Here is a 23,341-nt window from a genome sequence, read left to right as displayed (position 1 = left end):
CGCGGTCTCCCGCCGGCGTGACGCCGCGCATGCCACCACGAACGAGACAACCCACCACGCACCAGAGCACGTGAAGGCCACCTTCACCACGTCGCACGTAATGAAGGTGGCCTTCACGAGCCGGGAACTCAGACCAGGTCGTAGCGGTCGGCCTGCATGACCTTGTCCCACGCGGCGACGAAGTCACGCACGAACTTCTCCCGCGCGTCGTCGCTGGCGTAGACCTCGGCGACGGCCCGCAGCTCGGAGTTCGAGCCGAAGACCAGGTCGACGCGGCTGCCGGTCCACCGGACCTCGCCGGTGGCGCGGTCGCGGCCCTCGAACAGCTCCGCGACACCCGCGACGTCGGAGCCCTCGACCGGCTTCCACTCCGTGCCCATGTCGAGCAGGTTCACGAAGAAGTCGTTGGTCAGCACCCCCGGCGTCGAGGTGAACACGCCGTGCGCGGACTGCTGGTGGTTGGCCCCCAGCACCCGCAGGCCGCCGACCAGCACGGTCATCTCCGGCGCGGACAGGTTCAGCAGGTTCGCCCGGTCGACCAGCAGGTACTCCGACGGCAGGCGGTTGCCCTTGCCGCGGTAGTTGCGGAAGCCGTCGGCGGACGGCTCCAGCGGCGCGAACGAGTCCGCGTCGGTCTGTTCCTGCGAGGCGTCGGTACGGCCCGGGGTGAACGGCACCTCGACCTGGACACCGGCGTCGGCGGCGGCCTTCTCGACGGCGGCCACCCCGCCGAGGACGATCAGGTCGGCCAGCGAGACCTTCTTGCCACCGGTGGCGGTGCTGTTGAACGACTCCTGGATGCCCTCCAGGACCCGCAGCACCTGGCCCAGGTTGTCCGGCTCGTTGACCGCCCAGCCGCGCTGCGGCTCCAGGCGGATGCGCGCGCCGTTGGCGCCACCGCGCTTGTCGCTGGCGCGGAACGTCGAGGCCGACGCCCACGCGACCGAGACCAGCTGGGCCACCGACAGCCCGGACTCCAGGATCTTCGCCTTCAGCGACGCGATGTCGGCCGCGTCGACCAGCTCGTGGTCCACCGCCGGGACACGGTCCTGCCAGATCAGTTCCTCGGCCGGGACCAGCGGCCCGAGGTAGCGCTGGATCGGGCCCATGTCGCGGTGGGTCAGCTTGAACCAGGCACGGGCGAACGCGTCGGCGAACTCGTCCGGGTTCTCGTAGAACCGCCGCGAGATCTGCTCGTAGACCGGGTCGAACCGCAGCGCCAGGTCGGTGGTCAGCATCGTCGGCTGCCGGACGAGGTCACCGGTCTCCGGGTCCGGGACGGTGTTCGCGGCGGCGTTGTTCTTCGGCTTCCACTGGTGGGCACCCGCGGGGCTCTTGGTCAGCTCCCACTCGTAGGTGAACAGGTTGTGGAAGAACCAGTTGCTCCACTTGGTCGGCGTCGGAGTCCAGGTGACCTCCAGGCCACTGGTGATCGCGTCGCGGCCCTTGCCGGTGCCGAAGCTGTTCTTCCAGCCAAGGCCCTGCTCCTCCAGCGGAGCACCCTCGGGCTCGGCACCGACATGGGCGTCCGGGTCGGCCGCGCCGTGGGTCTTGCCGAACGTGTGCCCGCCCGCGATGAGCGCGACGGTCTCCTCGTCGTTCATCGCCATCCGGCCGAACGTCTCGCGGATGTCGCGCGCCGCGGCCAGCGGGTCCGGGTTGCCGTTGGGGCCCTCCGGGTTGACGTAGATCAGTCCCATCTGGACGGCGGCCAGCGGGCCCTCCAGCTGACGGTCGCCGGTGTAGCGCTCGTCGCCGAGCCAGGTGCGCTCCGGGCCCCAGTAGACGTCCTCGTCCGGCTCCCACACGTCGGCGCGGCCACCGGCGAAGCCGAACGTCTTGAAGCCCATGGTCTCCAGCGCGCGGTTGCCGGTGAAGATCATCAGGTCGGCCCACGAGATCTTCTTGCCGTACTTCTTCTTGACCGGCCACAGCAGACGGCGGGCCTTGTCCAGGTTTCCGTTGTCCGGCCAGCTGTTCAGCGGCGCGAACCGCTGCATGCCCGCGCCCGCGCCACCGCGGCCGTCCTCGACGCGGTAGGTACCCGCACTGTGCCAGGCCATCCGGATCATCAGCGGCCCGTAGTGGCCGAAGTCCGCCGGCCACCAGTCCTGCGACGTGGTCAGCACCTCGTCGACGTCGCGGGCCAGCGCGTCCAGGTCCAGGCTGTTGAACTCGGCGGCGTAGTCGAAGTCGGCCTCCATCGGGTTGGCGGCCGCACTGTGCTTGCGCAGGATCTTCAGGTTGAGCTGGTTGGGCCACCACTCGTTGTTGCTGCCACCCTCGGTGGGGTGCTTGAACCGTCCGGCCGCGACCGGGCAACCACCGGCACTCTCCTCGTTCAGCTCGCTGATCACTGCGTCGTGGTTCTCAGACACGGACGTCCTTTCTCCGTTCAGTGGTGGTTCCTGGCACAGACGGGGCACAGCCCCCAGTAGATGACCTCGGCCTCGTCGATGACGAAGCCGTGATCATCGGAGGCAGTCAAACAGGGCGCGGGACCGACGGCGCAGTCGACGTCGGCGATCGCGCCACAGGAGCGGCAGATGACGTGGTGGTGGTTGTCCCCCACCCTCGCCTCGTACCGGGCGACCGAGCCCGGGGGCTCGATCCGGCGCACCAGGCCCGTGCCGGTGAGCGCACGCAGCACGTCGTACACGGCCTGGTGGGACACGGCGCCGATGTTCTCGCGTACGGCGCCGATGATCGTGTCGGTGTCGGCGTGCGGATGTTCGTGCACCGCGGCCAGCACCGCCAGCCGCGGACGCGTCACGCGCAGGGAAGCCCCGTGCAGCATGCTCTCGAAGTCCGAAACCGTTGGCACGCGGCGAGTCTGCCTGCTTTTCTGGAATGAGTCAAGTTTTCGGGTGACCGGCTTCCAGTTCGATGGCGCGGCGCATGGTCTCGCGGGCCCGGCGGCGGTCACCGGCGATGTCGTAGGCGTGGGCCAGCCGGTACCACTGGCGCCAGTCGTCCGGGTCGGCCTCGACCTCGGCGCGGCGCTGCTCGAACCAGGCGTCGGCGGCGGCGCGGTCCACCCGGCCCGACGGCCGCCGCGGCAGGTCCGACACGTCGGGCAGTCCGCCCTCGGCCTCCAGCCTGCGGGCGAGTCTCTGGATCCGGGTGCCGGACCGCCAGGTGGACACGACGATCCACACGCCGATCAGCGGCAGCAGCAGCACGCCGATCCCGAAGATCACCGGCACGGTCTCGCCGGTGCGCAGCAGCGTGATCGCGCGGCCGGCCAGCAGCACGATGTAGACCACCACCGCGGCGGTCAGCACCAGCGCCAGGTTGCGGGCCCTCACAGCGTCATCACAGGTCGAGCAGGTGTTCCAGGCCGACGGTCAGCCCCGGCCGTCCGGCCAGCGACCGCACGGCGAGCAGCACCCCGGGCAGGAACGACGAACGGTCCATCGAGTCGTGCCGGATGGTCAGGGTCTCCCCCTCGGCACCGAACAGGATCTCCTCGTGCGCCACCAGCCCGGGCAGCCGCACCGAGTGCACCCGCACCCCGTCGACCTCGGCACCGCGGGCGCCGTCCAGCTCGCTGGTGGTCGCGTCCGGTCCCGGGCCCAGCCCGGCCTCGGCGCGCGCCTGGGCGATCAGCCGCGCGGTGTGCGCCGCCGTCCCGGAGGGGGCGTCGGCCTTGCGGTTGTGGTGCAGCTCGACGACCTCGGCCGACTCGTAGAACCGCGCGGCCTGCTGCGCGAACCGCATCGCGAGCACCGCGCCGAGCGCGAAGTTCGGAGCGATCAGCACGCCCAGCTCCGGCCGGCCCTCCAGCCAGCCGGCGACGGTGTCCAGCCGGTCCTGGTCGAACCCGCTGGTGCCGACGACGGCGTGGATGCCGTTACCGGTGAGGAAGCGCAGGTTGTCCATCACCACGTCGGGGTGGGTGAAGTCGACGACGACCTCGGCCTTGCCCGCGGTCAGCTCCTCCAGCGCGTCGCCGGCGTCGACCGCGGCCACCAGGTCCAGGTCGGCCGCCGCCTCGACGGCACCCACCACCTGGCTGCCGACCCGGCCGCGCGCGCCGAGCACGCCCACTCGGATCTTGGTCATGACGCGATCACCTCGTGCAGATCGTCGGGAAGGTCGTCGGCGTGAGCGTACGGGCCCACCACGGCGGCCGTGGACACCCCACCCGGCCTGCGCAGCAGTGTCGCCGCCAGCTCCCGGACGTCGTCGGCGGTGACCGCGTCGATCCTGGCCACCGTGTCGGCCACGCTGAGGTAACCGCCGTAGTTCAGCTCGTTCTTGCCGATGCGCGACATCCGCGACGCGGTGTCCTCCAGCCCGAGCACCAGCTGCCCGCGCAGCTGGCCCTTGGCCCGCGTCACCTCGGCGTCGGTGAGCCCGTCGACGGCGACCTTGCCCAGCACCTCGCACAGCACGCCGGCCACCTCGCCGAGCTTGTCCGGCTGGCAGCCCGCGTACACCGACAGCACGCCGGTGTCGGCGTAGCTGGCCACCGACGAGTACACCTGGTAGGCCAGCCCGCGCCGCTCCCGCACCTCCTGGAACAGCCGCGAGCTCATCCCGCCGCCGAGCGCGGCGTTGAGCACCGACACGGCGAAGCGCCGCCCGTCGTGCCGCGACGGCGACCGCAGGCCCAGCATCACGTGGGCCTGCTCGGTGTCGTCGGTGTGCAGCGCGAGCTTGCGCACGCCCGCGATCCGCGCCCGCCCGGCCCTCGGCCGGGCCGGCATCGTGTCCGAAGAGGACTTCTTGTCCCGCAGTGCCTTGCGGGCCAGCCGGAGCACCTGGCCGTGCTCGACGTTGCCCGCCACGGCCAGCACCATCTTCGGCAGCGTGTAGCGGCGCCGGTAGAACCCGCGCAGCGCGGCGGGCGCCATGCCCGCGATCGACGCCTCGGTCCCCAGCACCGGCCTGCCCAGCGGGTGATCGCCGAGCACCGCGCCGACGAACGTCTCGTGCAGCAGGTCCTCGGCGTCGTCGTCGCGCATGGAGATCTCCTCCAGCACGACGCTGCGCTCGGTCTCCACGTCGGCGTCGGCGCAGGTGGCGCGGAACACCACGTCGGTGACCAGGTCCATGGCCAGCGGCAGGTCGTCGTCGAGCACCTGGGCGTAGAAGCAGGTGTGTTCCTTGGCGGTGAACGCGTTGAACTCGCCGCCGACAGCGTCGATCTCCTCGGCGATCTGCCGCGCGTCCCGGTTCGCGGTTCCCTTGAACAGCAGGTGTTCCAGGTAGTGCGCGGCACCGGCGACGGCGGGCGGCTCGTCCCGGGAGCCGACGCCGACCCACAACCCCACGGTGGCCGACCGGACACCGGGCACCCGCTCGGTGATCACCCGCAGGCCACCGGGCAGCACCGTGCGCCGCACGAGCGGGCCGTCCGATGTGGACTCGAGGGTGCGGGTACTGCCCACCGGCTGCTCGTAGCCCGCGATCTGTCGCGCCATAGGTCCTTCTCGGTTGAACGCAACGAGTGACCCGTCCCCCGATCGGACGCGGGGACGGGCCACTCGGCGCTGGCTACTGGGCGGCGTCGGCCTTCTCGTCGGCCTTCGCGCCCTCGGCGGGCTTGTCGCCCTCGGCCTCGTCCTCCTTGACCAGGATGAGGCTGATCTTGCCGCGGTTGTCGATGTCGGCGATCTCCACGCGCAGCTTGTCGCCGACGTTGACCACGTCCTCGACCTTGCCGATGCGCTTGCCGTTGCCCAGCTTGGAGATGTGCACCAGGCCGTCCTTGCCCGGCAGCAGCGAGACGAACGCGCCGAACGCCGCGGTCTTCACCACGGTGCCGAGGAAGCGCTCGCCGACCTTCGGCAGCTGCGGGTTGGCGATGGCGTTGATCTTGCCGATCGCGGCCTCCGCGGACGGGCCGTCGGCGGCGCCGACGTAGATGGTGCCGTCGTCCTCGATCGAGATGTCCGCGCCGGTCTCCTCGGTGATCGAGTTGATCATCTTGCCCTTCGGCCCGATGACCTCGCCGATCTTGTCGACCGGGATCTTCACGCTGGTGACCCGCGGGGCGTACGGGCTCATCTCGTCCGGTGCGTCGATGGCCTCGGCCAGCACCTCGAGGATGGTCAGGCGCGCGTCGCGGGCCTGGTTCAGCGCACCGCCCAGCACCTCCGACGGGATGCCGTCCAGCTTGGTGTCCAGCTGCAGCGCGGTGATCAGGTCCTTGGTGCCGGCGACCTTGAAGTCCATGTCGCCGAACGCGTCCTCGGCGCCGAGGATGTCGGTCAGCGCGACGTACTCGGTCTTGCCGTCGACCTCGTCGGACACCAGGCCCATGGCGATACCGGCGACCGGGGCCTTCAGCGGCACACCGGCGTTGAGCAACGCCAGGGTGGACGCGCAGACCGAACCCATCGAGGTGGACCCGTTGGAGCCGAGGGCCTCGGACACCTGGCGGATCGCGTAGGGGAACTCGTCGCGCTTGGGCAGCACCGGCACCAGCGCCCGCTCGGCCAGCATGCCGTGACCGATCTCGCGGCGCTTGGGCGAGCCGACCCGGCCGGTCTCGCCGGTGGAGAAGGGCGGGAAGTTGTAGTGGTGCAGGTACCGCTTCGTCGTCTCCGGCGACAGCGAGTCGATCTGCTGCTCCATGCGCAGCATGTTCAGCGTGGTGACACCCAGGATCTGGGTCTCGCCGCGCTCGAACAGCGCCGAGCCGTGCGCCCGGGGGATCACGGCGACCTCGGCGGCCAGCGAGCGGATGTCGGTCAGCCCGCGGCCGTCGATGCGCACCTTGTCGGTGAGGATGCGCTGGCGGATGAGCTTCTTGGTCAGCGCGCGGAACGCGGCACCGACCTCCTTGTCGCGGCCCTCGAAGGCCTCGCCCTCACCGACGCCGATCTTCTCCAGCAGCGCGGCCTTGACCTCGTCGGTGGCGTTGTCGCGGTCCTGCTTGCCCGCGATGGCCAGCGCCTTGGCCAGGTCCTCCGTCGCGGCGGCCGCGACGGCCTCGTAGACGTCGTTCTCGTAGGCCAGGAAGACCGGGAAGTCACCGGTCGGCTTCGCGGCGGCGGTCGCCAGGCGCTGCTGCGCCTCGCAGAGCACCCGGATGAACGGCTTGGCCGCGTCCAGGCCCTCGGCGACGACCTTCTCGTTCGGCGCGGTCGCGCCGCCGGCCACCAGGTCGAGCGTGTGCTCGGTGCCCTCGGCCTCGACCATCATGATGGCGACGTCCTCGCCGACGATGCGGCCGGCGACGACCATGTTGAAGGTCGCCCGCTCCAGCTGCTTCCAGGTCGGGAACGCGACCCACTGGTCGTCACCCTGGCCGTCGCTGACCAGCGCGACACGCACGCCGCCGATCGGGCCGGAGAACGGCAGGCCGCCGATCTGGGTGGACGCCGACGCGGCGTTGATGGCCAGCACGTCGTACGGGTCGTCCGGGTTCAGGCTCTGCACGGTGATGACGACCTGGATCTCGTTGCGCAGGCCGTCGGTGAACGACGGGCGCAGCGGGCGGTCGATCAGCCGCGCGGTGAGGATCGCGTCGGTGGAGGGACGGCCCTCCCGGCGGAAGAACGCGCCGGGGATCCGGCCCGCGGCGTACATCCGCTCCTCGACGTCCACCGTCAGCGGGAAGAAATCGAAGTGCTCCTTCGGGTGCTTGGACGCGGTGGTGGCCGAGAGCAGCATGGTCTCTTCGTCCAGGTACGCGACGACGGCGCCGGCGGCCTGCTTGGCCAGCCTGCCGGTCTCGAAGCGGACCGTCCTGGTGCCGAACCGGCCGTTGTCGATGACGGCTTCGGTCTCGTGGACGGTATCTGTCATAGGTGTGTTTCTCCTCGTTCGGCGGGCGAGCGGGGTCCCCACCTCTTGGGGCACGTCCGAGGGAAACGAGGCCGGTCTTCGATCGAAGCCACCGGGACCTCTCCCGGCAGCCACTACCGAGGACCGGCGGGCTGACCCTCGTGCGCGGTACGCCCGCCCGGTTCGTTGGGCTTTCTGAGTTGTTAGACCGAGGGGGAGCGACCCGTGCGGGTCACTCCCCCTCGGAAGGTCATCGGCGGAGGCCGAGACGCTGGATCAGCGACCGGTACCGTTCGATGTCCACCTTCGCCACGTAGTTGAGCAGCCGGCGGCGACGGCCGACCAGCAGCAGCAGACCGCGGCGGGAGTGGTGGTCGTGCTTGTGAGCCTTGAGGTGCTCGGTGAGGCCGATGATCCGCTTGGTGAGCAGGGCCACCTGGGCCTCGGGCGACCCGGTGTCCGAGTCGTGCACGCCGTACTCGGAAAGGATCGACTTCTTCTCTTCGGTGGACAACGCCACGCTGTGACTCCTCGTTCTTCGTGTGCCGTGCGGCCCGGCCACGTCGTTCGTGCCGGGTGAGACGGTCGCGGCCGCCACGGACTGCAGCCGGACCCAACTCACAAGGCTACCAGCAGGCTTCGCGCCACCCGGGATCACCCGAGGTGGAACTGTTCCACGACCGTGTACTTCCCGCCGTCACTGCGCACCAGCGCGACCCGGTCGGCGGTCCACGCCGGGCCGGACAGCTCGGCCAGCGCGGCGACCCAGCGGACGGCGGCCGCCGTCCCGGCGCGGTCGGTGCGCTGCCAGCGGGCCAGCGTGAGGTGGGGGTGGTAGGGCCGGCCGGCGTCCTCCGCGCCGATGCTGACGGCCAGGTCGTGCAGCTCGTCACCGGCCACGCCGGCCCACAGCACACCGGGGAACATCCCGGCACCGGCCAGCCGCAGCGGGACCGCGGCGGCGCCGCGCAGCCGGGCCCGCAGGGACGCGGCCCGCGCGCCCGGGTCGTCCTCGCCGTAGAAGCCGAGGGTGATGTGCCACTGGTGTTCCGGCGACCAGCGCAGCCCCGCCTCCGGGGGCCCCGCGCGGACCGCCGCGCGCAGTGCCGTGACGACCCGCTGGGGCGGCCACAGCGCACTGAACAGGCGCATGGCGGGCGCCTCTAGTCGATCTTGGCGGCCTGACGCAGCAGGTCGGCGATGGCCGGGAACTCGTCGCCCAGCCGGTCGGCCGCCGCGTCGAGGTCCTCGTCCTCGGCGATGTCGTTCAGCGTGACCAGCACGGCCTGCCTGCTGACGGTGGCCGCCCGCAGCGGCAGGTTGTCCCGGCCCACGGTGGGCCGCGACGCCCGCACGTCCTCCAGCGCGGCCTTGGTGGCGGCGACGTCGCCGGAGGCGACCTCGGGCAGCAGCACCTTGCGTTCCAGCATGATCATGCGGGCCAGCACGGCCGGGTTGCCGATCTTGGCCCGCCTGCCGCTCATCACCTGGCTCAGCATCGGGGCGCTGATCCCCAGCACCTCGGCCAGGTAGGCCTGGGACACGTCGAAGGCGACCACCAGCCGCCGCACCCGGTCGCCGAGCGGTTCGCCGTACCACTCGCGCTGCAGCGCGATGTTGCGCTGGACGATCTTGTGGTCATCCACGTTGCCCTACTCCCCTGTCAGCATCGATGGTGCCCAGTCGGGAGCATTTTGCCAGCAGATGCGGCGCCGTCCTGCCCACTCGGCCTACCGATTCGCATTCGCACTTGCCGCCGACCGTGCCGGTCACGTTACTCGGTGAGCAGCGTCCGTGTGCGCTCGACGTCGTCCTCCATCTGGCGGATCAGCGCCTCGACCGAGTCGAACCTGGCCGTTTCCCGCAGCTTGACGACGAAGTCGAGGGCGACCCGCTGGCCGTACAGGTCGGAGTCCCAGTCCAGGACGAACGCCTCCACCGTGCGCTCGCGACCGGAGAATGTCGGGTTCGTCCCGATCGACACGGCGGCGCGGTGGCGGGTGCCCGGCTCGCTCTCCCGGACGAACCAGGCGCTGTAGATCCCGTCGGCCGGTACGGCCGCGTACCGCGGGGTCGACAGGTTCGCGGTGGGAAAGCCCAGGTCGTGCCCGCGGCCGGCGCCGCGGACGACGATGCCCTCCAGCCGGTGCGGCCTGCCCAGCGCGTCGGCGGCGGCAGTGACGTCGCCTGCGTCGATGCAGGAGCGGACGTAGGTGGAGGAGAAGGTGATCTCGCTGCCGTCACCGGCGGTCAGCGCCTGGCCCTGCAGCTCGGCGCCCTGCGCGACGAAGCCGAACCGGCGGCCCAGCGACCGCAGCAGGGTCACGTCACCGGCCGCCTTGGCGCCGAAGGTGAAGTTCTCCCCCACGATCACCGCCGCCGCGTGCAGGCGGTCGACCAGTACCTCGTGCACGAACTCGTGGGCGGTCAGCCGGGACAGCTCCGGGGTGAACGGCAGGACGGCGAAGACGTCCACGCCGAGCTGCTCGACCAACTCGGCCTTGCGCCGCAGGGTGGTCAGCTGCGCCGGGTGGCTGCCCGGCCGCACCACCTCGGACGGGTGCGGGTCGAAGGTCAGCACGACGCTGGGCACCCCGCGTTCGCGGGCCACCTCGACCGTCCTGCGGATCAGGGCCTGGTGTCCACGGTGGACACCGTCGAAGACACCGATGGTGACCACACACCGGCCCCAGTTTCCGGGAAGTTCCGCCAAACCACGCCAACGCTGCACGGGCTTACCTTAGGCCGGGAGCAGCACGACCACCGACCGGGCCGTCTCGCCCTCGTCGACGGCCAGCGCGAGCGCCGTGCCCGCCGGGTCGAACACGCCGTAGGTGCCGCTCAGCCCGGCCGGCCGCAGCCGCCTGCCGTGCCGGACGGCGAGGGCGGCGGCCTCGTCGACGTCGCGGCGGGGAAAGGCCGTCGCCACCGCGTCGTCCAGGCCGTAGGACAGCTCCGGCGCCTCCTCCAAGCGCTCCAAGGTGCGCGCGGCGGCCAGGGTGAACGGGCCGACGGTGGTGCGCCGCAGCGCGCCGAGGTGCCCGCCGACGCCGAGCCCGGCGCCGAGGTCGCGGGCCAGCGCCCGCACGTAGGTGCCCGACGAGCACTCCACGACGGCGTCCAGTTCGATCCGGGCGCCCTCGCGGCGGGTGGCCAGCAGGTCGAAGCGGTACACGGTCACCGGGCGGGCGGCCAGCTCCACCGTCTCCCCGGCGCGGACCCGGGCGTAGGCCCGCTTGCCGTCGATCTTGACGGCGCTGACGGCGCTGGGCACCTGGGCGATCTCGCCGGTCAGCCCGGCGATGCCTGCGGCGATCGCGTCGTCGGTGACCCCGGAGGCGTCGGCCTCCGACAGCGGCTCGCCCTCGGCGTCGTCGGTGCTGGTGGCTGCGCCCAGCACGATGGTGGCCAGGTAGGTCTTGCGGTCCAGTGCCAGGTGGCCCAGCAGCTTGGTGGCACGTTCGATGCCCAGCACCAGCACGCCGGTGGCCATCGGGTCGAGCGTGCCGGCGTGGCCCACCTTGCGGGTGCCCATGATCCGCCGGACCCGGGCGACGACGTCGTGCGAGGTCATCCCGGCCGGCTTGTCGACGACGAGCAGGCCGGGCGGCGGAGCGGGCTTCTTCGGCTGTGGCACGGCCGGAAGGGTACTCAGGCCGCCTGCGGCAGCGGCGCGGCGTCCCAGCGGCGGCGGGTGATCCGCACCGGGATCTGCTCGCCGCGGGCCTTGGCGGCGAACAGCTCGGCCCTGGTGCGCCGCCACCACACCAGCATCCGCACCGTGCCCAGCGCCAGCACCGCCACCACGGCCAGCAGCGACAGGCGGAACTGCCCGCCGGTCAGCTCCAGCAGCACGCCGATGCTCAGCGCGGCGACCGTCGTGGCGACGAAGCCGCCGACGTTGACCACCCCGGTCGCCGTGCCGACCCGGCTCAGCGGGTTGTAGTCCCGTGCCAGTGCGAAGCCGATCATCGAGGCCGGGCCGCCGAAGGACAGCAGCGCGAACGCCGGGATCAGCACGGCCAGCGGCAGCTGTCCCGGCCAGCCCAGCAGCACCGCCCACACCACGGCGGCGGCCGCAAGGTAGCCGCCGACCAGCGGCATGCGCAGCGACGGGTGGCGCGCGATCACGTTGCCCAGCAACGGCCCGAACACCATCGAGCCGAACACGAACACGGTGAGCAGGGCGCTCGCGGTTCCCGGCGACACGTGCTCGCCCTCGACCAGGAAGGGCACGCCCCACAGCAGCGTCAGCGTGTTGGGCGCGAACATCGTCGTGAAGTGCACCCAGAAGCCCAGCCGGGTGCCCGGCGTGCGCCACGCGGTGGCGACCTGCCTGCCCAGCTGCCGCACCGGCACCCGCTCGGCAGGCGGCGGCTCGGCACCGGCAGGGTGGTTGGCGATCCGCAGGCCGGCGACCACGGCGAAGGCGGCCGTGGCCATGCCCGCGACCAGGAAGGTGGGCACCCAGCCCGGCCCGGCGAGCAGGTAGGTCAGCGGCACCGTGGCGGCGAGGTTGCCGACGTAGCCCATCGCCGTGGTGAACGAGGTGACCACCGCGTACTGGCGCCCGGGGAAGTGCGCGGCCACCAGCCGCAGCACGCTGACGAACGTCAGCGCGTCACCGAAGCCGAGCACGCCGCGGGCCAGCAGCCCGAGCGGGTAGGACTGGGCGGTGGCCAGCAGGACCTGCCCGGCGCCGAGGAACAGCAGCGCGGCCGTGAGCACGGCCCGCGGGCCGTAGCGGTCCACCAGGACGCCGGTGGGGATCTGCATCGCCGCGTAGACGCCGACCTGGAGCACGGTGAACGTGCCCAGCGCCGCGGCGCCGACGCCGAAGCGGTCGGCGGCCTCCAGCCCGGCCACCCCAAACGAGGTGCGGTGGAACACGGCGAGCAGGTAGATGGTGGCGGCGGTCAACCAGATCAGCCACGACCGGGCGGTCGCGGTGCCCTGCGGCGACACGAAGCTGCTCCTCCCAGCAGAAGACACGACGGATCAAGGAGGCTTGTGGCCGCCCTACAAGTTGTATCGCCTAAGCAACCCTGAAACATACCCGTGACCAAAGTGCGATTCGCCACAGCGCCGGGCCGCCGGTCGGGCCGCGGAGCACGTGAAGGCCACCTTCACCACGTCTCACGTAATGAAGGTGGCCTTCACGTGCTTGTGCCGTCAGGGCCCCGGCACAGCCCGGGGCGCGGCAAGGCATCGTGGGTGGTCCCGAGCGCAGAATTCGCGGGCCGGAACGCAGAACTCGCGTGCGTGAGCGCAGAACTCACGATGTGAACGCCGGTTCTCACGTAGTGCCAGTCGCCCGCGGGAACGGCCCGTTCGCGCGAGTCGTACGTTCTCACGCGCGAGTTGTCCGTTCCGGACCCGCGAGTTGCACGTTCCCGCCCTCCTGGCCCCACGGTCCGGCACGCCAGTTCCAGATCGCGAGACCAGCCCGTCACCGGCTGGCCGAACGGACCGTTCGCGCGACCGCACCGGGCCGGAGCACGAGTTTCGCGTTCCCGAACACGTCATTCGCGTTCCCGAACACGACACTCACCATCCGGACCCCGCGTCCCAGCCCGTGAACCCACCTGCACCACCGGGCCATTCACCGCGAGTCTCGTGTTCAGGAACGCGAGTCTCGTCTTCCGGAACGCGAAAGACGCGCTCCGGACCACCCGACTTTGCCGGGACACCACGTCAGACGTAATGAAGGTGGCCTTCACGTGCTTGACGCCGGAGCGCCGGTGACGGCCCAGGCGCCCGCGCGCCAGCGCAGTACCACCGCGACCAGGCGGGCCAGCATGAACAGCGACAGACCGGTCCAGATCCCGGCCAGGCCCCAGCCGAACGCCAGCGACAGCCAGACCATCGGCAGGAAGCCGACGGCCGCGGCCAGCAGCGTCGTCGTCCGCAGGTAGGCCGCGTCGCCCGCGCCGAGCAGCACCCCGTCCAGCGCGAACACCACCCCGGCGATCGGCTGCAGCGCGACGAAGAACCACCAGGCGTTCGGCACCTGCGCCAGCACACCCGGATCCGAGGTGAACACCTTCGGCAGCACCCCGGCGACGGCCGCGAACACCACGCCGAGCGCGGAGCCGAACACCAGGCCGTACCAGGTGATCTGGCCGGCCACCCCGCGGGCCTGCTCGCGGGTGCCCGCGCCGAGCGCGGCCCCGACCAGCGACTGCGCCGCGATGGCGAGCGAGTCCAGCACCAGCGCGAGGAAGAACCACAGCTGCAGCACCACCTGGTGCGCGCCGACCGCCTCGGTCGACGCCCGCGCGGCCACCGCCGCCGCGGACAGGAAGCACGCCTGGAACGCCAGGCTGCGCAGCACCAGGTCGCGGCCCAGCCCCAGCTGCGCCCGCACCACGGCCGGCCGGGGCCGCAGCGGTACCCGCTCGCGTGCCAGCGCCACCAGGAACAGCGACGCCGAGATCGCCTGCGCCACGACGTTGGCGACGGCCGAGCCCTCCAGCCCCCAGCCGACCGGGTACACCAGGACCGGACACAGGACGGCGGAGATTCCGTTGCCCGCCAGCACGTAGCGCAGCGGGCGGCCGACCTCCTGCACGCCACGCATCCACCCGTTGCCGGCGAGCGTCACCAGGATGAACGGCGTGCCGAACAGGGCGATCCGCAACCACGACACCGCCTGCGCGGCGATCTCGGCGTCGCCGGCCAGTGCCCGCGCCACCGGTTCGGCCAGCAGCTGGCCGGCGCCGAGCAGCACCAGCCCGACCACCAGCGCCAGCCAGGTCGCCTGCACGCCCTCGCCGACCGCGTCCGCCCGCCGTCCCGCGCCGTGCAGCCGCGCCGCCCGCGAGGTGGTGCCGTAGGCGAGGAACGTCAGCTGCGTCGACACCTGCGACAGGACCACGCCGCCCAGCGCCAGCCCGGCCAGCGGCAGCGCCCCCAGGTGGCCGACGACCGCCGTGTCGACCAGCACGTAGAGCGGCTCGGCCGCCAGCACCCCCAGCGCGGGCACGGCCAGGCCGAACACCCGCCGCGGGGCGACCCGCTCGTTCACCTGTGTCACGCCCGGCAGACTAGCCACGGGCGCCGACAGGCTCAGGCGAGCGGAGCCCGCCCCAGCGCGCCGCGGATGCGGTCCAGGACCTCCTCCGCCGTGCCCTCGGCACTGCAGCCCGCGGCCAGCCGGTGACCGCCGCCGCCCAGCTCAGCGGCCGCCGCGGCGACGTCGACCGTGCCCGCCGAGCGCAGCGACACCGTCCACGAACCGGGCGACTGCTCCTTGAGCACCGCGGCTACCTCGGCCTCGCGGGTGGCACGGATCACGTCGATCACGCCCTCGGTCTCCTCCAGCCGCACCCGCGTGGTCAGCTCGGCCGGCACCACGGCGTGCACCAGCCCGCGCCCGCCCGCGGCGGACGGCTCCAGGCGGGCCCCTGCCAGCACCTCGGCGAGCATCGGCAGCCAGCCGAACGGCCGCTCGTCGACCAGCGTGCGGATCAGCCCGCCCGGCTCGACCCCGGCCGCGAGCAGCCGGGCCGCGATCCGGTGGGTGTCCGGGGTGGCCCTGCGGAACCCGCTGGTGTCGGTGACCAGCCCGGCGTACAGGCAGCGGGCGACCGGCTCGTCCAGCTCGGCGCCCAGCGCGTCGACGATCGCCAGCACCAGCACCGCTGTCGCCACGGCGGTGTCGTCGACGACGTGGTGGGTGCCGAACCGGGTGTTGGTGGCGTGGTGGTCGACGACCAGCACCTGCCCGGCCTCCGGTATCCGCCGTTCCAGCCGCCCGAGCCGCGACGGTGACGCGGTGTCCAGCACGACCAGCAGCGGCTCGGACTCCGGCAGCCGCTGGGCGGGCACGTACAGCCCGTCGGTGTCGAGCACGCTCAGGCTCTCCGGCAGGCTCGCCGAGTCCCCGAAGGACACCCGCACGGTCGCGCCCCGCCGGTGCAGCACCCGCGCCAGCGCGAAGGCGCTGCCCGCGGCGTCGGCGTCCGGGCGGATGTGGCCGAGGAGGGTCACGTCGGTGGCGTCGCGGAGGACGGCGGCGGCGTGGTCGATGTCGAGCTGCAGAGAGGTCACCTCCGCACGCTACGCTCTGTGGCGATGGCGGACTACGCGATACTCGTCTACCCCTCGGCCAACCGGGTCTACACCGACAGCGCGCCGGAACTGCTGGCAGCGGAGCTGGCCGTGTTCGGCGACGCCCTCGGCGTGCCGCTGACCGCCGAGCCCGCGCGGCTGGGCGGCGTGGACTACGTCCGCTTCGGCACCGACCGCCCGCTCGGCGAGCGGGAGCTGGCACTGCTGTCCAACACCTCCGCGCTCTACGCGTTGTTCGAGGTGACCGGCGAGTTGCTGCGCCCGGTGCCGATCACGCCGCTGGCCCGCTTCGACGACGACCTGCTCACCATCCAGAAGTACTCGGGCAAGACCAACGAGCTGTTCACCAGACTGCTGGTCAACGTCACGGCGCTGGCGGCCGGCGCCACGCTGGATCGTCCACTTCGGCTGCTGGATCCGTTGTGCGGCAGGGGAACCACGCTCAACCAAGCGATGATGTACGGCTGGCACGGGGTCGGGTTCGACGTCGACGGCCGCGACTTCGACGCCTACGAGGCGTTCCTCAAGACCTGGCTGCGCACCAAGCGGGTCAAGCACACGGCGACCACGGGTGCGGTGCGGCGCAACAAGGTCCGGCTGGGCAGGCGCATGGACGTCGAGTACGGCCACGACAAGGAGAGCTACAAGGCGGGCGACACCCGCACACTGTCGGTGTTCAACTGCGACACGCTGACCGCCGACGAGCTGCTGCGCCCGGCGTCGGTCGACCTCGTCGTCACCGACGCGCCGTACGGGGTGCAGCACGGCAGCCACCGGCAGACGACCCTGCAGCGCAGCCCGGCCGAGCTGCTGGCCGCCGCCGTTCCGGTGTGGACCCGGGTGCTGCGCTCCGGCGGCGCGCTGGGCATCTCCTGGAACACCCGCGTCACCCCGCGGGCCGACCTGGTGTCCATTCTGGACAAAGCAGGCCTGGCGGTACGCGAAGGCGGCCCGTACGACCGGTTCGAGCACCGGGTGGACCAGTCGATCGTCCGAGACCTCGTGGTGGGAGTGAAACCGTGACCGAGCCCCGGCAGATCGTGACCACGCTGTACGACCGCATTTCCGCGCGCGACATCGACGGCATCGCGGCGCTGCTGCATCCCGAGTTCGTCTCGCACAACCCGCGGGTGGTCCACGATCCGGCGACCGGCAGTGGCAAGCAGGCGTTCGTCGACTTCTTTCACACCGAAGCCGGCCAGCGCCTGCTCGCCACGCCGTTCCGGATCCAGCGGATCCTGGTCGACGGCGACATGGTGGCCGTGCACAACCGGGTCGCCCCCGTCGGCAGGCCGGTGCACGCGATCGTGGACCTGTTCCGGATCCGCGACGGCCTGATCGTCGAGCAGTGGGACGTCATCCAGCAGGTCCCCGACGAGCTACCGCACCCGCACGGAATGTTCTGAATCTTCTGCCCTCGCTCCGCTCGGGCGCGGTCGGGCCCTTCAGCCGGCGTCTTCCCTCCTCGCCCGTCGCTCGCTGCGCGAGCTTTGGGGCTCGTCAGTCCAGACGCCGACGGCCCGACCGGTGCGGGTCGACCTTTCCTGCAGCCGCTCAGGCCGCGAGCAGCGCACCCACCGTGTCCTCGGCACGGTCGCGCTTGCTGTAGAGGTCCCAGTATCGCTGCGCCAGGTCGGCCGGGTCGACGCGCTCGGCCTTCAGGCCGAGCGTCGCGGCCGGGTCGCTGTCGAACAGCCGCTGCGCGTCGCTGTTCTCGATCAGTGCCGCGATGGTCAGCGCCCCGGCGTACACGCCCCGGCCGGCCAGTTCGATGTGCAGGTTCAGCACGTAGTTGCGCAGCGAGGCCTGCGCGCTGCCCAGTGCGGCCATCGGCGGCATCGGGGTGTGCGCCGAACCGCCCAGGCCGTAGAGCAGCCCGCCCTCACCGCGCTCCAGCATGCCCGGCAGCAGCAGCCGGGTCAGCGACAGCGGCGCCAGCACGGCACCGTCGATCACCGCGCTCATGCTGTCCGGGTCGATGTCCAGCACCGGCCGGATCGCCGCCCGCTCGACGTAGCCGTTGAGCACCGCCACGTCGACCGGGCCGATCGCACGCACCAGCTCGGCGTGAGCGGACCGGTCGGTCAGGTCCGCGGGCAGCGCCCTGGCCCGCACCCCCTCTGCCGCCAGCTCCCGTACCCAGCCCTCCAGCCGCTCCCGGCTCCGCGCCACCAGCGCGACGTCGAACCCCTCCTGCCCGAACCGCCGCGCGGTGGCCAGCCCGAGCCCGGGTCCGGCACCGAAGATCGCCAGCGTTGCCATGACTACCCCTTCCAGTAAGTTGAGGAGACCCTCATGTTCCTCACCGTACGCGAAACTGAGGGCAGCCTCAAGTTTCTTATACTGGGAGCGTGAAGCCACTGCGCCGGGACGCCCAACGCAACCGCGACCTGATCGTCGCCGCGGCTGCCGAGGTGTTCGGCGCCCGGGGCGTCGACGCGCCGCTGGAGGAGATCGCCCGGAAGGCCGGCGTGGCGATCGGGACGCTCTACAACCGGTTCCCCCAGCGCACGGACCTGATCGAAGCCGTCTTCACCGGCCCGATCGTGCGGCTGGCCGACGACGCCGAGCAGGCCGCCCGTGCCGCAGACCCGTGGCAGGGGTTCACCGGGTTCGTCGAGCGTGCCTGCCGGACGCAGGTGGTGGACACCGGGTTCGGCGACGTCTGCGCCCGCACGTTCACCGGCGCACCCGAGCTGGAAGCCGCCAAGCGGCGCATTCTCGACGGGATCGTCGCGCTGCTGGAACGCGGCCAGGCCGCCGGGGTGCTGCGTGGCGACCTGGTCGCGGCCGACGTCGCCAGGGCCATCGCGGCAACCTCGGCCCTGCGTGGCATGCCCGGCTGGGAACGCAATCTGGCACTGCAGCTGGACGGCTTCCGCCCGCAAGCCGCGGTCGGGCCGCTGCCTGACTAACGCAGGCGCTCGCCGGCGAACCGCAGGATGGCCGGCAGCACCGACTTCCAGTACCGGTCGGTGTGCCCGCCCGGCGACAGCTCGGCCACCGCCGGCTGCGCCGCCTGCACGAACCGGCGGGCCGCACTGACGAACGGGTCGGCCGTGCCGCACCAGACCCCCACCGGCACCGGCCGCAGCTCGTCGACGTGGCGCAGCGGCTCGTGGGACTCCCAGTGCTGGCGGTCGCGGAACACGTTGCGCGAACGGGCGTCGCCCCAGCTGGTGAACAACGCCGGGCTGCAGGCCGCCACCGCCCGCAGGTCGCGGTGGTCACGGGCGTAACGCAACGCGCCGAACGCGCCCATCGAGATACCCAGCGCCGCCGACGGCGCCCTCAGCCCGCGGCCGGCGACCCAGCGGGGCACCTCCTCGGACAGCATCCGCTGCGGATCGTCGCCGCGCTTGCCGTCCACCCAGTAGTGGTCACCGTCCGGCGCGACCACCGCGAACGGCGGCAGCCCGGACCGCACCACCTCGGTCAGCATCGCGGGCAGCCCGAGGCCGAGGAACCACCGCGCACTGGCACCGCGGCCGTGCAGCGCCAGGCACACCGGCAACCCGGCGGCCGCAACACCCTCCGGGACGATCAGCACCAGGTCGACCTCGCGGCCGCGGGCCGCCGAGTGTTCCCGCTGGACGGTCACCGGGTCGGTCAGCGGAGCCGGCCCGGGTGGCGGTGGCACCGCGGGCGGTCCCGGCGCGGACGGCTGCGGCTCCGGCTCACCACACGCGGTGAGCGCGCCCAGCGCGAGACCCGCCAGCGCGACGCGACGGGACACTTCGGACGGCACGGCCGCTGCTCAGCTGTCCGAAGTGGACTCTGAGTCCTCGGTCTCGCGGGGCGCCTTGTACGGGTCGGCCTCCCCCGCGTGCCGCGCACCGGTGGCGCGGCGGGCGACCTCGGCGTCGGCCTCCCTCGCCTTGGCCAGCAGCTCCTCGATGCGCTGCGCCTCCTGCGGGACGTTGTCCGCGACGAACGTCAGGGTCGGCGTGTACCGCACGCCGGTGCCCTGCCCGACCTTGGTGCGCAGTGCCCCCCTGGCCTTCTCCAGCGCCGCGGCGGCACCGGCCAGGTCCGGCTCGGCGTCGAGCGTCTCGCCCAGCACCGTGTAGTAGACGGTGGCGTCGTGCAGGTCGGCGGTGATCTTCGCGTCGGTGATCGTGACGTAGGCCAGGCGCGGATCCTTGATCTCGTGCTCGATGGCGGACGCGACGATCTGCGAGATCCGCTTCGACAACCTGCGCGCGCGTGCCGGATCGGCCACAACGCACCCCTTTCTCAGAAACCTAATCTTCCGGACCCACCAGCCGGCGACGCGCCGACAGCAGCTCCACCTCCGGGCGGCCGGCGACCAGCCGCTCGCAGCTGTCGAGCACGTCACGGACATGCTCGCCGTCCGCGGCGACCACCGCCACCCCGATCAGGGCGCGGCGGTGCAGGTCCAGGTGGCCCGCCTCGGCCACCGACACCTCGAACCGCCTGCGCACCTCCGCGATCAGCGGCCGGACGACCGACCGCTTCTGCTTGAGCGAGTGCACCTCACCCAGCAGCAGATCGACTTCGAGAGCACCCACGTACACGAGAAACCCCCTTCACAGCGTGCACCGGCCGGGGCGCGGGCTCACACCCGCGCCCCGGCCGGGCGTGCCACGATCAGACGCGCGGCTTCTCGCGCTGCTCGTAGGTCTCGATGACGTCGTCGACCTTGATGTCGCTGTAGGACCCGAGCGTGAGACCACACTCGAACCCGTCGCGCACCTCGACCACGTCGTCCTTGAACCGGCGCAGCGAGCTGATCGGCAGGTTCTCCGCCACCACGACGTTGTCCCGCAGCAGGCGGGCCCGCGCGTTGCGGCGGATCTCCCCGGAGGTGACGAGGCAACCGGCGATGGTGCCGAACTTGGACGACTTGAAGACCTCGCGGACCTCGGCCTTGCCCAGCTCGACCTCTTCGTACTCCGGCTTGAGCATGCCCTTGAGAGCCTGCTCGATCTCCTCGATCGCCTGGTAGATCACCGTGTAGTAGCGGACGTCGACGCCCTCGCGGGCGGCCCGCTCGGTCGCCTTGCCCTGCGCCCGGACGTTGAAGCCGAGCACGATGGCGTCCGACGCGGTGGCCAGGTCGATGTCGCTCTCGGTCACGCCACCGACACCGCGGTGCACGACGTTGAGCTCGACCTCGTCGCCGACCTCCAGCTGCAGCAGCGACGCCTCGAGAGCCTCGACGGTACCCGAGTTGTCACCCTTGATGATCAGGTTGAGGGAGTTGGTCTCCTTCAACGCGGAGTCCAGGTCCTCCAGGCTGACGCGCTTGCGCTTGGCCGCGTTCTGCGCGTTGCGGATCCGGGCCTGGCGCCGCTCGGCGATCTGCCGCGCGACCCGGTCCTCGTCCACCACCAGGAAGGTGTCACCCGCACCCGGCACCGAGGTGAAGCCGATCACCTGGACCGGCCGCGACGGCAGGGCCTCGGTGACGTCCTCGTTGTGCTCGTCGACCATCCGGCGCACGCGGCCGTAGGCGTCGCCGGCCACGACCGAGTCGCCGACCCGCAGCGTGCCGCGCTGCACCAGCACCGTGGCCACCGGACCGCGGCCGCGGTCCAGGTGTGCCTCGATCGCCACGCCCTGGGCCTCCATGTCCGGGTTGGCCCGCAGGTCCAGCGTGGCGTCCGCGGTCAGCAGGATCGCCTCCAGCAGGCCGTCGATGTTGATGCCCTGCTTGGCGGAGATCTCCACGAACATCGTGTCGCCGCCGTACTCCTCGGCGACCAGGTTGTACTCGGTCAGCTGCTGCCGGATCTTGTCCGGGTTCGCGCCTTCCTTGTCGATCTTGTTGACCGCGACCACGATCGGCGCCTTCGCCGCCTGGGCGTGGTTGATCGCCTCCACCGTCTGCGGCATCACGCCGTCGTCGGCGGCGACCACGATCACCGCGATGTCGGTGGAGTTCGCACCACGGGCACGCATGGCGGTGAACGCCTCGTGACCCGGGGTGTCGATGAACGTGATCAGCCTCGGGGTGCCCTCCAGCTGCGTCTCGATCTGGTAGGCGCCGATGTGCTGGGTGATGCCGCCGGCCTCGCCCTCGCGCACCTTCGCCTTACGGATCGTGTCCAGCAGGCGGGTCTTACCGTGGTCGACGTGACCCATGACGGTCACCACCGGCGGCCGCACCTGCAGGTCCGACTCCTCCCCGGCGTCCTCGCCGTAGGTGATGTCGAACGTCTCCAGCAGCTCGCGGTCCTCCTCCTCGGGGCTGACCACCTGCACGGTGTAGTTCATCTCCGAGCCGAGCAGCTCGAGGATGTCCTCGGACACCGACTGCGTGGCGGTCACCATCTCACCGAGGTGGAACAGCACCTGCACCAGCGAGGCCGGGTTGGCGTCGATCTTCTCCGCGAAGTCGGTCAGCGACGCGCCGCGCGGCAGCCGGATCGTCTCGCCGTTGCCCTTGGGCAACCGCACGCCACCCACGCTGGGGGCCTGCATGTTGTCCATGTACTCCTGGCGCTTCTGCCGCTTGGACTTGCGGCCCTTGCGCGAGGGACCACCGGGACGCCCGAAGGCACCCGCCGTCCCACCGCGGCCGCCGCCACCACGGCCACCGCCGCCACCGCGGAAACCACCACCGGCGGGAGCGCCACCGCCACCACCGGGACGGAAGCCGCCGCCACCGCCGCCGCCACCTGGGCCGCCGCGGAAACCGCCGCCGCCACCACCGGGTCCACCGCGGCCGCCGGGTCCACCGCGACCGGCACCACCACCGGGGCCACCACGGCCACCGGGTCCGCCACGGCCCCCACCTCCGGGGCCGGCCGGACGGGCCGGGCGCGCCGGCATCATGCCGGGGTTCGGCCGCGGCGGCATGTTGCCCGGGCTCGGGCGGTTGCCCGCGGGACGGTCGCCACCGGGACGCGGCGGCCGGTCACCGCCGGGACGCGGCGGCCGGTCGCCACCGCCGCCCTGCTGGCCGCCACCCGGACGCGGCGCGGCCGGACGCGGCGGCGGGGCACCCTGGCCGACGCCGAACGGGTTGTTGCCGACCCGCGGCGGGCGCGGACCGGGCTTGGGGCCACCGGGCTTGGGGCCCTGCGGCTTGGGCGGCACCACCGACGGCTGCTGCGACTCGGGCTTGGCCGGAGCCGGGGCGGCCGGGGCCGCCTTGGCGGCGGCCGGAGCCGGGACCTCGTCCTGCTTGGGCGCGGGCGGCTTGGGAGCCGGCGGCTTCGGGCCCGGCCGGGGCCCGGGCCGGGCGCCGGACTGGGTCGGCTGAGCCGGCTGGGCCGGAGCCGAGGGCGCGGACGATCCGGCACCGGCGGAGGCCGGCGCGGACGGGCGTGCGGGGGCACCGGGCTTCGGGCCCGGCGTGGCGCCGGAGGGCTTCTTGCCCTTGGCGCCGTCCTTCTTGGGGTAGGCGTCACGCAGACGGCGGGCCACCGGGGCCTCCACCGTCGACGACGCCGACTTCACGAACTCGCCTTGTTCCTTGAGCTTGGCGAGCAGCTCTTTACTCGTGACACCGAGCTCCTTGGCGAGCTCGTGCACGCGGGCCTTGCCTGGCACAGCACTC

At 72.1% G+C, this 23,341-nt stretch carries 22 protein-coding genes; 3 read left to right on the top strand and 19 right to left on the bottom strand.

The genetic code is table 11. The features are described from left to right. Positions 1 to 128: 128 nt before the first annotated feature. The 14 genes from katG to EWH70_RS32135 all read right to left on the bottom strand — a co-directional run bounded on the left by katG (position 129) and on the right by EWH70_RS32135 (position 15,792). On the bottom strand, positions 129 to 2,378 hold the full coding sequence (katG, locus tag EWH70_RS32200) for a catalase/peroxidase HPI (protein WP_130479351.1): 2,250 nt from the start codon (positions 2,376 to 2,378) through the stop codon (positions 129 to 131). 17 nt (positions 2,379 to 2,395) lie between these two features. Then, complete coding sequence (locus EWH70_RS32195; RefSeq protein ID WP_130479350.1) at positions 2,396 to 2,824, bottom strand: Fur family transcriptional regulator; 429 nt, start codon at positions 2,822 to 2,824, stop codon at positions 2,396 to 2,398. Positions 2,825 to 2,855: 31 nt separating this feature from the next. Next, positions 2,856 to 3,308, bottom strand: a complete 453-nt coding sequence (locus tag EWH70_RS32190) for a hypothetical protein (protein WP_130479349.1) — start codon at positions 3,306 to 3,308, stop codon at positions 2,856 to 2,858. Positions 3,309 to 3,315: 7 nt separating this feature from the next. Next, positions 3,316 to 4,065: a 4-hydroxy-tetrahydrodipicolinate reductase gene (dapB, locus tag EWH70_RS32185; RefSeq protein ID WP_130479348.1), complete on the bottom strand. Its 750-nt coding sequence runs from the start codon at positions 4,063 to 4,065 to the stop codon at positions 3,316 to 3,318. Then, on the bottom strand, positions 4,062 to 5,429 hold the full coding sequence (locus tag EWH70_RS32180) for a M16 family metallopeptidase (protein ID WP_130479347.1): 1,368 nt from the start codon (positions 5,427 to 5,429) through the stop codon (positions 4,062 to 4,064). The genes dapB and EWH70_RS32180 overlap by 4 nt, the downstream gene beginning before the upstream one ends. Positions 5,430 to 5,502: 73 nt before the next feature. Next, positions 5,503 to 7,761 carry a polyribonucleotide nucleotidyltransferase gene (locus tag EWH70_RS32175; RefSeq protein ID WP_130479346.1) on the bottom strand — a complete coding sequence of 753 codons (2,259 nt, stop codon included), beginning with the start codon at positions 7,759 to 7,761 and terminating at the stop codon, positions 5,503 to 5,505. A gap of 229 nt (positions 7,762 to 7,990) precedes the next feature. After that, the gene (gene rpsO, locus EWH70_RS32170) at positions 7,991 to 8,260 is read right to left on the bottom strand and encodes a 30S ribosomal protein S15 (RefSeq protein ID WP_130479345.1); all 270 of its coding nucleotides are present in this window, start codon (positions 8,258 to 8,260) and stop codon (positions 7,991 to 7,993) included. Between the two features lie 134 nt (positions 8,261 to 8,394). Beyond that, positions 8,395 to 8,892 (bottom strand): RNA 2',3'-cyclic phosphodiesterase, encoded by a 498-nt coding sequence (gene thpR / locus EWH70_RS32165; RefSeq protein ID WP_130479344.1) that lies wholly within the window; start codon positions 8,890 to 8,892, stop codon positions 8,395 to 8,397. An 11-nt stretch (positions 8,893 to 8,903) separates the two neighbouring features. Continuing rightward, a complete protein-coding gene (locus tag EWH70_RS32160; protein WP_130479343.1) occupies positions 8,904 to 9,386 on the bottom strand; it encodes a helix-turn-helix domain-containing protein in 483 nt (160 codons plus the stop codon). Positions 9,387 to 9,514: 128 nt separating this feature from the next. Continuing rightward, positions 9,515 to 10,471: a bifunctional riboflavin kinase/FAD synthetase gene (locus EWH70_RS32155; RefSeq protein WP_130479342.1), complete on the bottom strand. Its 957-nt coding sequence runs from the start codon at positions 10,469 to 10,471 to the stop codon at positions 9,515 to 9,517. 9 nt (positions 10,472 to 10,480) lie between these two features. Then, positions 10,481 to 11,377, bottom strand: coding sequence for a tRNA pseudouridine(55) synthase TruB (gene truB, locus EWH70_RS32150; protein WP_205669347.1), 897 nt, complete (start codon positions 11,375 to 11,377; stop codon positions 10,481 to 10,483). A gap of 14 nt (positions 11,378 to 11,391) precedes the next feature. Continuing rightward, positions 11,392 to 12,705, bottom strand: coding sequence for an MFS transporter (locus EWH70_RS32145; protein ID WP_130479341.1), 1,314 nt, complete (start codon positions 12,703 to 12,705; stop codon positions 11,392 to 11,394). 751 nt (positions 12,706 to 13,456) lie between these two features. Next, the gene (locus EWH70_RS32140; protein WP_130479340.1) at positions 13,457 to 14,776 is read right to left on the bottom strand and encodes an MATE family efflux transporter; all 1,320 of its coding nucleotides are present in this window, start codon (positions 14,774 to 14,776) and stop codon (positions 13,457 to 13,459) included. 32 nt (positions 14,777 to 14,808) lie between these two features. Continuing rightward, positions 14,809 to 15,792, bottom strand: coding sequence for a DHH family phosphoesterase (locus EWH70_RS32135; protein WP_240687340.1), 984 nt, complete (start codon positions 15,790 to 15,792; stop codon positions 14,809 to 14,811). 24 nt (positions 15,793 to 15,816) lie between these two features. Between EWH70_RS32135 and EWH70_RS32130 the strand changes: the two genes are divergently transcribed. Together EWH70_RS32130 and EWH70_RS32125 are read left to right on the top strand one after the other, a co-directional pair. Further along, positions 15,817 to 16,836, top strand: coding sequence for a TRM11 family SAM-dependent methyltransferase (locus EWH70_RS32130; RefSeq protein WP_130479339.1), 1,020 nt, complete (start codon positions 15,817 to 15,819; stop codon positions 16,834 to 16,836). Next, complete coding sequence (locus EWH70_RS32125; RefSeq protein ID WP_130479338.1) at positions 16,833 to 17,219, top strand: nuclear transport factor 2 family protein; 387 nt, start codon at positions 16,833 to 16,835, stop codon at positions 17,217 to 17,219. The genes EWH70_RS32130 and EWH70_RS32125 overlap by 4 nt, the downstream gene beginning before the upstream one ends. A gap of 148 nt (positions 17,220 to 17,367) precedes the next feature. On the opposite strand, the gene EWH70_RS32120 is transcribed toward EWH70_RS32125, so the two are convergent. Beyond that, a complete protein-coding gene (locus tag EWH70_RS32120; protein WP_130479337.1) occupies positions 17,368 to 18,075 on the bottom strand; it encodes an SDR family NAD(P)-dependent oxidoreductase in 708 nt (235 codons plus the stop codon). 89 nt (positions 18,076 to 18,164) lie between these two features. On the opposite strand from EWH70_RS32120, the gene EWH70_RS32115 reads away from it, so the two are divergent. Further along, a complete protein-coding gene (locus EWH70_RS32115) occupies positions 18,165 to 18,728 on the top strand; it encodes a TetR/AcrR family transcriptional regulator (protein WP_130479336.1) in 564 nt (187 codons plus the stop codon). Here EWH70_RS32115 and EWH70_RS32110 read toward each other — a convergent pair. The 4 genes from EWH70_RS32110 to infB form a co-directional block, all read right to left on the bottom strand. Beyond that, on the bottom strand, positions 18,725 to 19,561 hold the full coding sequence (locus EWH70_RS32110; RefSeq protein ID WP_240687339.1) for an alpha/beta hydrolase: 837 nt from the start codon (positions 19,559 to 19,561) through the stop codon (positions 18,725 to 18,727). The two genes, EWH70_RS32115 and EWH70_RS32110, sit on opposite strands and share 4 nt — an antisense overlap. A 9-nt stretch (positions 19,562 to 19,570) precedes the next feature. Next, entirely contained in the window at positions 19,571 to 20,035 is a 465-nt protein-coding gene (gene rbfA, locus EWH70_RS32105; RefSeq protein ID WP_130479335.1) for a 30S ribosome-binding factor RbfA, read from the bottom strand. A 22-nt stretch (positions 20,036 to 20,057) separates the two neighbouring features. Further along, a complete protein-coding gene (locus EWH70_RS32100; protein ID WP_130479334.1) occupies positions 20,058 to 20,351 on the bottom strand; it encodes a DUF503 domain-containing protein in 294 nt (97 codons plus the stop codon). A gap of 73 nt (positions 20,352 to 20,424) precedes the next feature. Next, positions 20,425 to 23,334, bottom strand: coding sequence for a translation initiation factor IF-2 (infB, locus tag EWH70_RS32095; protein WP_130479333.1), 2,910 nt, complete (start codon positions 23,332 to 23,334; stop codon positions 20,425 to 20,427). Positions 23,335 to 23,341: the final 7 nt, after the last annotated feature.

Origin of the sequence: Amycolatopsis suaedae, from assembly GCF_004214935.1 — a bacterium.
In the GTDB taxonomy this organism is placed as follows: domain Bacteria; phylum Actinomycetota; class Actinomycetes; order Mycobacteriales; family Pseudonocardiaceae; genus Amycolatopsis; species Amycolatopsis suaedae.
The sequence above is the reverse complement of the archived record's forward strand: the minus strand, read 5'-3'. Positions and strand labels throughout refer to the sequence as shown.

Bases quoted from the DNA above. Each gene is read 5' to 3' on its own strand.
- dapB (WP_130479348.1), bottom strand. From the start codon at position 4,065: ATGACCAAGATCCGAGTGGGCGTGCTCGGCGCGCGCGGCCGGGTCGGC.
- EWH70_RS32180 (WP_130479347.1), bottom strand. From the start codon at position 5,429: ATGGCGCGACAGATCGCGGGCTACGAGCAGCCGGTGGGCAGTACCCGC.
- EWH70_RS32175 (WP_130479346.1), bottom strand. From the start codon at position 7,761: ATGACAGATACCGTCCACGAGACCGAAGCCGTCATCGACAACGGCCGG.
- thpR (WP_130479344.1), bottom strand. From the start codon at position 8,892: ATGCGCCTGTTCAGTGCGCTGTGGCCGCCCCAGCGGGTCGTCACGGCA.
- EWH70_RS32130 (WP_130479339.1), top strand. From the start codon at position 15,817: ATGGCGGACTACGCGATACTCGTCTACCCCTCGGCCAACCGGGTCTAC.
- EWH70_RS32120 (WP_130479337.1), bottom strand. From the start codon at position 18,075: ATGGCAACGCTGGCGATCTTCGGTGCCGGACCCGGGCTCGGGCTGGCC.